Below are 12,448 nucleotides of genomic sequence, written 5' to 3' on the forward strand. Positions count from 1 at the left end.
TTTAGTTTGAGGGTGTGTAAAAATTGTTGTATAAACACAAAATATAATATAAATTTTTATCAATCTTTGTTTTCATTTTTACCAAAATTTTCAATTTTCAAATTTACTGAAAAATCTTTTTATTTTATCTTTAAATGAATGTGCCTTTTTGTAATTTTTCTTATTGTCAAGCGAACCATCAAATTCACGTAAAATTTCCTTTTGCTTGTCAGTAAGATTTGTTGGAGTTTCTACTTTTATTTCTACAATTTCATCTCCTCTATTTTCGCTTCGGCTATATTTTATTCCTTCATTTTTCAATCTAAAGATTTTTCCGTTTTGAGTCCCTTCTGGAATTACAATTTTTTTCTTTCCATTAAGTGTAGGTACTTCTACTTCTCCACCTAAAATAGCCGTTGTCATTTTTAAAGGAACTTCACAACGAATGTCATATTCACTTATTCTATCAAAAATATCATGTTTTGCAACAGTTATATATACTCTTAAATCTCCAAAGATTCCACCATTTGCCCCTGCGTCTCCACATCCTCTTACTATTAATTTTTGTCCAGTTTGAAGACCTGATGGAAATCTTACCTTTTTCGTAAATGTTTCTCTTTCCAAACCTGTTCCATGACAAGTATGACATTCTTTTTCAGGTATTTTTCCAGTTCCATGACACTTATCACATTCCTGTATTCCACTTGCCATTCCAAATAATGTTCTTTGTTGAATTTTTATATGCCCTGAACCATTACATTTGTCACATGTTTTTGTACCGTGTCCAGGTTCAGCACCGCTTCCATGACAAGTGTGACATTGTCCATTTCTTTTATATTTTAATTCTTTTTCTACACCAAAAGCTACTTCTTCAAGAGTTAATGTTAAATTGTATCTTAAATCATCCCCTCTATGTACTCTTGGTCCTTGACTTTGTTGACCTCTTCCACCAAAAAAACTTCCAAAGCTTCCAAAAATATCTCCTAAATCTTCAAAATCAAATCCGCCAGCACCGCCAAAACCTTGTCCTCCGAAGCCTTGTCCACCAAAGCCGCCAGCTCCAGCTCCTCCATTTTCAAATGCTGCATGTCCATACTGATCATAAGCTGCCCTTTTTTGCGGATCACTTAACACTTCATTTGCTTCCTGTACTTCCTTAAATTTGGCTTCAGCTTCAGGATTATCCTTATTTCTATCTGGATGATATTTTTTTGCCATACTCCTGTACGCTTTTTTTATATCCTGTTCTGAAGCGTTTTTGGGTACGCCAAGTACTTCATAATAATCTCTTTTTGCCATTTTCTATCTTTTATCCTTTCCACTTCTGCAAATTTTATTTTATCTGTTTTTATTTTTATAAATTATAATTATTTATTCAAAAACTTTAATTTCATTTCTTATATAATAAATTTAAATACTTCCAATTAAACTTATTAATCCAAATAATATTAACATTTCATTAGTTATATTTTCTACACCCCTAAAGTATAATATAGAACCTGAATTTTTATAAAATATAAATAACACTGTTAAAGCAATTAATAAATATAAAACTCCTGTAATGGGATCCTTTCCTTTCCCAGACTCTCTTATTTTATTAAAAACGGAACTAATTGAAATAAATATGAAAACTCCATATAAAAATGATTTGAAACTTACATCCAATTGAAATATATGAATTAAAACTAATAAAAAAGTTTCAATAATCGCATTTTCAAATCCTGCTTTTAGCGATTTACCAACAAAAAAACAAATGCCTAACACAATTAGAAAATATATAAATATATTTAAATTTGAAAAGTTAATGCCATAATTATAGAATAATCTTCCAAATGAAAATGCACCTACAAAAATTGCAAACTTTTTAAAATTATTTTTTAGTATTTCTAACATTTTCACTTCCTTCTATTATAATTCCAAAAAATATTTTTTAATTTGTCAGGAACTTATAATTTTTTAGTTTTATAGCTGGCATCCAAAAAATTATAATCATCTAATAATTGGCTTTACAGCTAATTGAATATATTATAACCTAATTTGTCAATAAAACCAATAAAAAATTTAAATTTTTGTTTATTTTTTTCCTTCAATAACTAATTTTGCAAAAAATTCCTCTCCAGCTTCCAATTTCAAAATTCCAATTTTTTCTTCTAATTTCCCGCTTGTATTCTCAAAATCAGAAATTCCATACCAAGGCTCTATGCACACAAATGGAGCTTTCGGCTTGCTCCAAAATGCGACATAAGGAAAACCTTTATATTCAACACTTAATTTTTTTGAATTTTTACTATTTTTTATCACAACCTTTTCTGATTTCAAGCCTTCAAAAATTATCGCATCATCATCAAATACATTTTCAGTAATCTGCAATTTATTCTCATTATTCAAGCAATCAGCCTTTTCATCTAAAACAAGCCCTTTTTCATTCAATTTATATTTCTTTGAAGTCTCATTTTTCTCAAATTCCAAATAATAATCACTCAATTTTATATTATCATTTACATCAAGTGCAAATGCAGGATGTGTTCCAAGTGAAAAATACATATCAGAATCATTTTTATTTACAACATTGTACTCAATTTCCAAAGCATTTCCAGCAATTGTATAAGTTATAAACAATTCAAAATCAAACGGATACTTCTCTAAAGTTTCCTTATTTGAAGAAAATCTAAACTTCAAAGAGTTTTCAGTTTTCTCAACCAGTTCAAAATTCTCAGTCCGAGCAAACCCATGCCGTGTAGAAATTTTATACTCTTTTCCGTTGTAACTATAAACCCCATTTTTTATAGTCCCAACAAACGGAAATAGCACAGGCGAACTGGCAGCCCAAAATTCAGGCTTCCTATCCCATATAAACTCTTCTCCATTTACTTTATAACTTTGTAATTCCGCTCCTCTATCCGCAACTATAATTTCAATATTTCCATATTTTAGAATGTTTATTGTACTTTCCATCTTTAGCACATCCTTTTTTAAAGATTTTATTTATTTTGATTTTTCACTTTCATATTTGTACCAAATTTCCTTCACAACCTCATTATCCCAATCTAAATCTATTTTTTCATATTTTCCTTTGTAGTTTAAAAATAATTTTGCAATACTGCTCAATTCTTTTTCTTCTAATTTCTTTACTTTTGATTTTAAATTTTTGCTCATAATAATTTTTATCCTTTTTTATATTATGAAAAGAATAGAGAATAAATCCCTATTCTTCAATTTTTTCATTTTCGTTAATCCAACTATTTAATAGTAATAAAGAAAATAATAAATAAATTCCTGAATGTATTTCGTTAAATCTATTGAATTTTATTTCATGATCATAATAATAAATAATTAAAACTATTGATAAAATTATCCCTATAATTAAAAATGCTATTTTAAATGGATATAATTCAATTGGATCTTTTATTTGAACTTTTTCAATAATTTCCTGCGATTCATTCAAATTAACTTCCATTTTTTTTAAAGTTTTTTTAATGTTATTTTCTGTTTTTACAGATTCTTTTTTAACTTCTTTTTTAACTTCTATAAGTTTTAATTTCAATTCCTTTAAATTTCTTTTCACTTCTTTCATATCTGGTAATTTTTCTAAATTTCCTTCTACACATACACTTTCTTTTAACATAGTTAAATCGTTTAATTTCTCTGATATTTTCATAAGAATTTTATCTATTTTTTTTAATTTTTCTTTTATTTTTTCTATATCTAAATATTTTGATATTTTAGGAAGTAACTCTTCTTCTATTTCCGTTACTCTATCTGAACACTCTATTAAAATTTCTTTTTTTACATTACTTATTTTATTTAATTTTTGCGACCGTCTTTTTTCTAAAATAACATCGTTAAAAAAAGTACTAAGTAAATAAAATAATGAAATTCCTAATAATACATCATTTATTTTTGATAAAATATCGTTTTTTATAAGAGAAGATACAGCTGGAAAAACAAATATCATAATCCCAAATATAACGTACTGTCTGTAATCTTCTTTAAATTTTTTAATAGAACAATATCCTAAAATTATTGATAATATAGTTATTATTATAGCTATTATTATAAATATGTTTATTTTAAATATAAATATATTTTCAACAAAAGAAATTTTTAGATAAAATAAACCTAGAGATAATGCTCCAAAAAAAGATTTATCTATGTCTAAATAATCTGTCAAGTTTTTTACTGAAGCTACATTCATTTTTAATCCACAACTTCCGCATCTTCGACATCATCCGCACCAGAGTTATTATTTTCTCCAGCCGCTTCTCCACCTTGTGCTTGTTGTTGAGCCGCTGCTGCTTCTTGGTACATTCTAGTTGCAAATCCTTGAGATACTTTCGATAATTCTTCGATTCCTTTTCTGATTGCTTCGATGTCGTCTCCATCTTTTACTTTCTTCAATTCTTCGATTGCTTTTTCGATATCTTCCTTTTCAGTTCCTTGCAATTTAGATTCGTTTTCTTTTATAGTTTTTTCAGTTGCGATTACTAATTGGTCAGCTTGGTTTCTAGCTTCTACTAATTCTTTAAATTTAGCATCTTCAGCTTCATTTGCTTCAGCATCTTTTTTCATTTTTTCGATGTCTTCTTTAGACAAATTAGATGAACCAGAAATTGTTACTGTATTTTCTTTACCAGTTCCTAAATCTTTAGCTGATACATGCACGATACCATTTGCATCAATGTCGAATGTTACTTCGATTTGAGGTACTCCTCTTGGTGCAGGTGGGATATCGTTCAAGTTAAATTCTCCTAATTTATGGTTGTCAGCCGCTCTAGCTCTTTCCCCTTGCAATACAACGATTGATACTGCTGGTTGATTATCTGCCGCTGTTGAGAATACTTGTGATTTTTTAACTGGCACAGTAGTATTTCTATCAATAATCTTAGTAAATACTCCACCCATTGTTTCAATTCCTAATGATAATGGAGTTACATCTAATAACAATACGTCTTTAACGTCTCCCATTAATACTCCACCTTGGATAGCTGCTCCTGCTGCTACAACTTCATCAGGATTAATTGATTTATTAGGTTCTTTTCCAAAGAATGATTTAACCCATTCTTGAACTGCTGGGATTCTTGTTGATCCACCAACTAATAAGATTTCATCAATTCCGCTTGGATCTAAGTTTGCATCTTCCAACGCTTGTTTAACAGGCCCTTTAGTTGCTTCAACCAAGTCTTTTGTCAATTCATCAAATGCTGCTCTAGTTAATTTCTTTTCCAAATGTTTTGGTCCACTTGCATCCATTGTGATAAATGGTAATGAAATTTGTGTTTCTAATGTAGTTGACAATTTTTTCTTAGCATCTTCTGCTGCATCTTTCAATCTTTGAATTGCCATTTTATCATTTCTTAAATCAATTCCAGTTTCTTTTTTAAATTCATCAGCTAACCAGTCAATAATTTTTTGGTCAAAGTTATCTCCACCTAAGTGGTTGTTTCCTGAAGTTGAAATAACTTCTACTACTCCATCTCCAATTTCCAATACTGATACGTCAAATGTACCTCCACCTAAGTCAAATACTAATACTTTTTCTTCTTTTTTCTTATCTAATCCATAAGATAATGCCGCTGCTGTTGGTTCATTAATAATTCTTTGGACTTTCAGTCCTGCAATTTCTCCAGCATCTTTAGTTGCTTGTCTTTGAGCATCAGTAAAGTAAGCTGGTACAGTGATTACTGCTTCTGTTACAGTTTCTCCTAAATAGCTTTCAGCATCTTTTTTCAATTTTTTCAAAATCATTGCTGAAATTTCTTGTGGTGTATAATCTTTTCCATGAATATTTACTTTATAATCTGATCCCATTTGTGTTTTAATTGAAATTACTGTTGAATCAGGATTTGTAATTGCTTGTCTTTTAGCAATTTCCCCAACTATAATTTCTCCATTATCTTTAATATTTACTACTGAAGGTGTAGTTCTTCCTCCATCACTATTTGGTATTATCGCAAAGTTTCCACCTTCCATAACTGCCACGCAGCTGTTTGTTGTTCCTAAATCTATTCCTATTATTTTACTCATATATATCATTCTCCTTTATTTTTGTTTGTATTTTCATATATTAACCATTTTCTCCACATGGTGTAATTAATTTATCTATATCTGCTTGTGTTACTTCATCTTCATTCTCTTCTTCTTCGTTGAGAAAGTTTTTTCTTTTATACTTCATTTGAATTCTCCTTTATTTTTTTGTTAAAATGAAACATAGAAAAAAAATGAAATTAAAAATATCAACAATATCGTTATTATTCTTTTTAGAATTTCAGCATTTTTTTTATGCAACTTTCTATGTTGTTCTATTATATCTCTATACATAAATATTAATAATTTCAATAATTTTTTTCTGCTTTGTTTTAAAAATTCATCATTAATTTCTTTTATTTCTAAATTATTGTAGAATTTTATATTTATCATCTGAAACACGCTAAAACATATAAAAATTAACGAAATAATTAATATAATACCTGATAGAATTTTAATTAGTATTCCAAAAGTCAAATTAATATTAAATAAGTTTATTGTATTTTTTAAATTGAATTTTTCAATTACCGAAATAATAATCGCTGAAAGAAAAGCAATAATAAAACCCGCTCTAGTTTCAAAACTATTTTTTTTATTTCTTTCCATTTGATATTCTAATTTTATTGTTTCTAAAATTTCTTTTAATTTTTCATATTCATGAATCTCATCATCTTTTTTTTGTTGTTCTTTCAAAGTAAATCTACCTCTGACTAAATATAATCATTTCTTATTAACCGTAACCATCGCTGGTCTTATAACTTTCCCTTTCAATTTATATCCTTTTTGGAACACTTTCACAATAACATCATTGTCCAAATCTTCAACATTTTCAGTCATCATCGCTTGATGTTCGTAAGGATTAAATTTTACGCCTTCTGCTGCTTCCAATTCTTCAACACCTTCTTCAGTCAAAAGATTTCTCAGATTTCTCAAAATCATATTAACTCCTTCAACCAATGCGTCAAAGTTTTTAGTTTCAGCAGAAGCTTGTTCAGCTCTTTCTAAATTATCAATATTATCTAATAATTTTGTAATAATACCTTCCGAAGCATATTTTTTCATTTCAGCAACTTCATTTTCTTTTCTTTTTGTAAAGTTTTGAAATTCAGCTAATTTTCTTGTATAAGAACTCTTCCATTCTTCCAAGTCCTTTTCAAGTTTTGCGATTACTTCTTCAGGTGTTTCTTCTTTAACTTCTTTTTCAGAATCATCAGCTTTAGCTTCTTTAGTTTCTTTATCTAGCGTTTCTTTTGATTCATTGTCTTTTGCTTCTTTTTCTAAATCTTTTTCAGACATTTAAAAACCCCGCTCTCTTTATTGTTTATTTTTTTGATTTAATAATTGATTTACTTCCTCTGCCACATACTCAACGAGTCCAACCGTCTTTGAATATTCCATCCGCTTTGGTCCAATCACACCGATAATTCCCTTCGCATTATTAAGCGTATAAACCGAAAATACGAATGAGAAATCCTCAAGCCCTGCAATTTTCAAATCTTCTCCAAAAATTACATTTACTTCTCCATCTTGAAATTCCTCCATTTGCAAAAACTGTGAAAATACATTTCGCAAATCATTCGGATTGTTAAACAGTTTTACACGATTTATAATGTTCATTATATCAGATGTATTGTTTTCAATAAGATTCGTTCCGCCTTCAAAAAATAATTTTCCTTCATCTGAAATCCCATTGCCTTGGAAATCGCTTTGTGAGAATAGATTTGTATTTGTAAAAAAATCTTTTAAATCAGATAGTGTAAAATACTGACTATTTGTAATTTTTTCATTTAAAAAATCGTTTATTTTCTCAACTTCATTTTCAGTTACAGGATTTTCCAAAAAAATATTCAAATTTTTTGTAAGAGAAGAATTCATTATAACCACAGCAAGTACGGTCGTGTCATTAATATGCACCAGCTTTACCTTTCTTACACCTTCCTGCGTAAATGCTGGCTCCAAAACAACACCAGCATATTGACTAATCTTTGACAATAACCTGGATGTTTCTTCAAATATCACATCAATTTGATTCATCCGTTTATTGTACGCCTGCATGACTTTCGCCTTTTCCTCTTGGGAAATATCCCTAATTTTCAAAAGCTCATCGACATACAGCTTATATCCTTCACTTGTCGGAATACGTCCAGAAGATGTATGTGTTTTTGCAATCAGACCCTTATCTTCCAAATCTGCCATTGTATTTCTGATAGTGGCTGAAGACACTCCAATATTATATTTCTTCTCAAGTGTCCGTGATCCCACGCTCTCGCCAAATTCCAGATAATGTTTGATAATAGCCTTTAAAATTAATTGCTCTCTATCATTCATCTCGGCACCTTCCTTATTTTTTGTTAGCACTCTCTAACTTAGGTTGCTAACTGCAAATATATAATATTACATTTTTTCAAATTTGTCAACCCTTTTTTTAAAAATTTTTTCATTTTTTTTAAAAAATTTAATTAAAATCAAAAAAGCATTATAAATAGACTATTTGCAATAGGTTTAAATAATCAAATAAATAATTATTTCCAATTGATATACTAAAAAATCATAAAAAAATTTCATAATAAATTTACTAAAAAGTATCAAATAATGTAATTGACAAAATGTTTATATTTTTGATAAAATTAAAAAAAAGATTTAAAAAGTGGGGAATTATTATGAAAAAAAGGAAAAAGAAATTACCGATTGGATTATCTGATTTTAAAGAAATTATAGAATACGATTACTATTATTTTGACAAAACTAAATTTATTGAAAATATTTTAGAAGATCGTTCAAAAGTAAAATTATTCACTCGTCCAAGACGATTTGGGAAAACATTAAATATATCGATGTTGAAATATTTTTTTGATGTTAAAAATAAAGATGAAAATAGAAAATTATTTGAAGGACTTAATATTTCTAAAAGTGAGTATTTTGAAAAGCAAGGGGAGTTTCCTGTAATTTCTGTTTCATTTAAAAATTATAATAAAAATGATTGGGAAAGTGGTTTTAAGTCGATAAAGTCGACGATTTCAGATATTTATGCAAAATTTGAAGATTTAATGGAGCATTTGAATAAGAGAGAATTGAAAAAATTTGAAGATATTTGGCTAGAGAAAGATGAGGGTGACTGGGAGAAATCTTTGTTAAATTTGACAAAATATTTGTATAATTATTATGGGAAAAAAGTGGTTGTGTTGATTGATGAATATGATCAACCAATAATAAATTCGTATATAAAAGGTTATTACAATAAAATTATCGATTTTTTTAAAAATTTTTATGGAGCAGTTTTGAAGGATAATGAATATCTTGAAATGAGTATTATAACAGGAATTCTAAGAGTTGCAAAAGAAAATATTTTTTCTGGGTTGAATAATATAAAAGTTCATAGTATTCTTAATAAACAGTTTACAGAATATTTTGGAATTTTGGAGAATGAAGTTGAAGAGGCACTGATAAAAGATTTTAACTTGGAATATGATTTGCTAGATGTTCAAAAATGGTATAATGGTTATTTATTTGGAGATATAAAAGTATATAATCCTTGGTCGGTAATTAACTTTTTAGATGAAAAAAGGCTTGAAGCTTATTGGGTGAATACGAGTGGAAATGGATTGATTAAATTATATTTACAGAAATTAAAAGATGAAATATTTGATGACTTTTCAAAATTGTTAAATAAAGAAAGTGTTTTAAAAAGAGTTAATGACAGTATGACTTTTGAAAATTTAGAAGCTAATTTTGAGAAAAATATTTGGAATTTATTTTTTCATAGTGGGTATTTGACTCTGGCTGAGAAATATGATGGAAATAGAGAAGAAATTTATTTAAAGATTCCAAATGAAGAAATTTTAAAGATGTTTTCAGAAATGTTTATTGAGGTATATTTTAAAAATTATGAAATTTTTTCGGATATGACATTTGCACTAAAAAATGGAAATATTGAAAAATTTAAATTTGAACTGAATAAAATTTTATTGGAAAATACTGGAATTTTTGATGTAAATGGAAATTATAAAGAGCAATTTTATCACGGACTTATACTTGGATTGATTTTGAAATTAAGAAATGAATATGAAATTACGTCGAATGGCTTTGCTGGAAAAGGTCGATATGATTTGCTTTTGAAACCTAAAAATATTTTAGGAGGAAGAGAAGGAATAATTTTTGAGTTAAAAATTGTGAATTTAGTTGAAAAATTAGAAAAAGATAATTTAGAAAAAAAACTTGAGAAAGAATGTGAGATTGCATTAAGACAAATTGATGAAAAAAAATATTCTTCAGTTTTGAGAAACGCTGGGGTTGAGAAAGTTTTAAAGATTGGGATTGCATTTTTGGGGAAAGAATTTGAAGTGAAGTCTGAAATAGATTATTGTTAAATTTTAATACTATTTCCTATTGGAGTAATAGATTTATTATAAATTCTGTTTAATAAGAGGTTTTAATTCGTTGCCATAAAGAAATAAATAAAATATAATGGGATTTAGTATAAATAAGGTTAGATGTTAGGAAACAAAGGCTGTTTTGGAATTAGCAGCCTTTTTAAAGTGAAAAAAATTTTTGGATTTTAAGAAATATTATTTTATTTTTAAAAATTAAATAATGAGGTATAATATTAGTGAATTAATCTTTATATAAAAAAAGTCTGCCAATTATGACAGCTTTTTTATTATTTAATTAAAATAAATTTTGATTATTTTTCTCTAAAATACTTTTCAATTCCATTTACAATCCCTTTTACCATCACATTTTGAAAGTCAGGAGAAGCCATTTTTCTATCTTCTTCAGGATTTGTCATGAATCCCATTTCTAGTAATGTGTTTGTAACTGTTGACCAGTTTGTTCCTGTCAGGTCATCTCTGTAGGAAACGCCTCGGCTTTTGAATCCTGTTGCTTTTGTGTATTCTGATAGGATTGCTTTTGAGAATTTATCGCTTGATTGTTGTACACTTTTTGTGTACGGATTTTTAGATGATGATGTAAGTACAGTTGCTCCTCTGGTACTGCTTCCTCCTGCATCTGCGTGTAATCTTAAATATACATCACAGCCTTCTTTATTTGTCATTAAGGCTCTTTCTTTGTTGCTTATGTTTACATCATTTTTTTCTCTTACCATAAATACTGAATAGCCTTTAGCTTTTAGAGCATCTCTTAGTTTTAAACCTATTTCAAGGGCTAGCTGGTATTCAGGCTTTTTAGTTGCAACACCTCTTGTTCCATAAGCTACTTTTGTTTTTCTCTTGCTTGAACCAGGGGCTACTTCTTCTGTTTGCATATTTCCCTTTGCTTGGTGTCCTGGATCGATACATACTTTTTCAGCTGCATTTGCAAATCCTGAAACGCTGCTAATTAAAATTGCTAATTTTAATAATAATTTCATAGTTATTATTCCTTTCTTCATAATAAAGTTCAGTATAAATTTCTGTATTTTAATAATTATCGTTTGGTAAAAATAAGAAATTTTTAAAATTATTAAAAGACATTGAAATTTTTTATTTTTAATGTTTCATATATAGATATGTAGCACCTGTGAAATATAAATTTCTGTATCCGTTTCCTTCAAAGTATACTCTATAAACACTTCCATATTGAATATCTTCAAAAACATATTTACTAAAGTTAAATCTTTTCCCTGAATCTAAACTTACGCAAGTATCATCTTCTACTACTTTACAACGTTCCACGTATCTTGAAAAACCAAGAACACCAAATAATAAAAATATTCCTAATATTAACTTTTTCATAATTAATCACTCCTCAATATATTTTTATGGGGTATTATAATTAATATATTTAATAATTTTAAATTCGTGATTAATTTTTACCAAACAATAAAAAGTATTCCTCAAATTTTAAGTATACAAAAATTAAGGCATGTTATATTATATCTTAATTTTATTTGATTGTCATTTTAATTTTATTATATAAAAATTAATAAAAAGAATAATTTTTATTTTACAAAATATCTCATTAAATATCGTTCAATATTATCTCCATATTCATTATCCAAATTACCTACTATTTCAAATCCTAATTTTTCATAAATTCTTTTTGCAATAAAATTATCCATATCAACAGTAAGTTCTATTTTTTTTATTTTCATTTCCTTTAAAGTTTCCATCACAAATTGAAGAAGTATTCTTGCATATCCATGTTTTTGAAATTTTGGCACAGTGGAAACTCCATAAACATAAGCCACTTCCCTGTCAAAGCTGCTTAGAACTTCAATAACCGACATTAATTCATCTTTAGTATTTTCATCATCGCTTAACATTGCAAAAACTTTTCCATATTTAGTAAATGGCTTAATATTCCAGTTTCCAACTGTTGCTTCTCCAAAAACTTCATTTTCATGTTCTACGATTTTAAATAATAAATCTGAATCTTTTTTTGCATCTAGTATTTTTATTTTATAATTTTTTTTCATAAAATCTTTATTTCTCCTTCTTTTTTATAA

The 12,448-nt window shown here is 27.7% G+C and carries 13 protein-coding genes; 1 reads left to right on the forward strand and 12 read right to left on the reverse strand.

Translation table 11 applies throughout. The features are described 5' to 3' along the window. Positions 1-90 precede the first annotated feature (90 nt). From dnaJ to hrcA, 9 genes are all read right to left on the reverse strand, one after another. Entirely contained in the window at positions 91-1,278 is a 1,188-nt protein-coding gene (gene dnaJ, locus FVE73_RS01655; protein WP_018499363.1) for a molecular chaperone DnaJ, read from the reverse strand. A gap of 111 nt (positions 1,279-1,389) precedes the next feature. After that, positions 1,390-1,872: a hypothetical protein gene (locus FVE73_RS01660; protein WP_018499364.1), complete on the reverse strand. Its 483-nt coding sequence runs from the start codon at positions 1,870-1,872 to the stop codon at positions 1,390-1,392. A gap of 180 nt (positions 1,873-2,052) precedes the next feature. Further along, complete coding sequence (locus FVE73_RS01665) at positions 2,053-2,934, reverse strand: aldose 1-epimerase family protein (protein ID WP_018499365.1); 882 nt, start codon at positions 2,932-2,934, stop codon at positions 2,053-2,055. A 30-nt stretch (positions 2,935-2,964) separates the two neighbouring features. Then, positions 2,965-3,135 carry a hypothetical protein gene (locus tag FVE73_RS01670; RefSeq protein WP_018499366.1) on the reverse strand — a complete coding sequence of 57 codons (171 nt, stop codon included), beginning with the start codon at positions 3,133-3,135 and terminating at the stop codon, positions 2,965-2,967. Positions 3,136-3,184: 49 nt separating this feature from the next. Next, positions 3,185-4,174: a hypothetical protein gene (locus FVE73_RS01675; RefSeq protein WP_018499367.1), complete on the reverse strand. Its 990-nt coding sequence runs from the start codon at positions 4,172-4,174 to the stop codon at positions 3,185-3,187. A 2-nt stretch (positions 4,175-4,176) separates the two neighbouring features. Next, positions 4,177-6,003 carry a molecular chaperone DnaK gene (dnaK, locus tag FVE73_RS01680; RefSeq protein WP_018499368.1) on the reverse strand — a complete coding sequence of 609 codons (1,827 nt, stop codon included), beginning with the start codon at positions 6,001-6,003 and terminating at the stop codon, positions 4,177-4,179. 171 nt (positions 6,004-6,174) lie between these two features. Continuing rightward, a complete protein-coding gene (locus FVE73_RS01685; protein WP_018499370.1) occupies positions 6,175-6,696 on the reverse strand; it encodes a hypothetical protein in 522 nt (173 codons plus the stop codon). Between the two features lie 27 nt (positions 6,697-6,723). Further along, positions 6,724-7,299 carry a nucleotide exchange factor GrpE gene (grpE, locus tag FVE73_RS01690; protein ID WP_018499371.1) on the reverse strand — a complete coding sequence of 192 codons (576 nt, stop codon included), beginning with the start codon at positions 7,297-7,299 and terminating at the stop codon, positions 6,724-6,726. A gap of 18 nt (positions 7,300-7,317) precedes the next feature. Further along, on the reverse strand, positions 7,318-8,331 hold the full coding sequence (gene hrcA / locus FVE73_RS01695; protein ID WP_018499372.1) for a heat-inducible transcriptional repressor HrcA: 1,014 nt from the start codon (positions 8,329-8,331) through the stop codon (positions 7,318-7,320). A gap of 332 nt (positions 8,332-8,663) precedes the next feature. Here hrcA and FVE73_RS01700 point away from each other — a divergent pair, with 332 nt between their 5' ends. Beyond that, positions 8,664-10,370: an AAA family ATPase gene (locus tag FVE73_RS01700; protein WP_018499373.1), complete on the forward strand. Its 1,707-nt coding sequence runs from the start codon at positions 8,664-8,666 to the stop codon at positions 10,368-10,370. 314 nt (positions 10,371-10,684) lie between these two features. Here the strand turns inward: FVE73_RS01700 and FVE73_RS01705 are convergent, their stop codons facing one another. The 3 genes from FVE73_RS01705 to FVE73_RS01715 form a co-directional block, all read right to left on the reverse strand. Next, positions 10,685-11,371 carry an N-acetylmuramoyl-L-alanine amidase gene (locus FVE73_RS01705; RefSeq protein ID WP_018499374.1) on the reverse strand — a complete coding sequence of 229 codons (687 nt, stop codon included), beginning with the start codon at positions 11,369-11,371 and terminating at the stop codon, positions 10,685-10,687. A gap of 118 nt (positions 11,372-11,489) precedes the next feature. Next, positions 11,490-11,735 carry a hypothetical protein gene (locus FVE73_RS01710; RefSeq protein ID WP_018499375.1) on the reverse strand — a complete coding sequence of 82 codons (246 nt, stop codon included), beginning with the start codon at positions 11,733-11,735 and terminating at the stop codon, positions 11,490-11,492. Positions 11,736-11,941: 206 nt separating this feature from the next. Continuing rightward, a complete protein-coding gene (locus tag FVE73_RS01715) occupies positions 11,942-12,418 on the reverse strand; it encodes a GNAT family N-acetyltransferase (protein WP_018499376.1) in 477 nt (158 codons plus the stop codon). Positions 12,419-12,448: the final 30 nt, after the last annotated feature.

The organism is Leptotrichia wadei (genome assembly GCF_007990545.2).
Taxonomy (GTDB): Bacteria; Fusobacteriota; Fusobacteriia; order Fusobacteriales; family Leptotrichiaceae; genus Leptotrichia; species Leptotrichia wadei.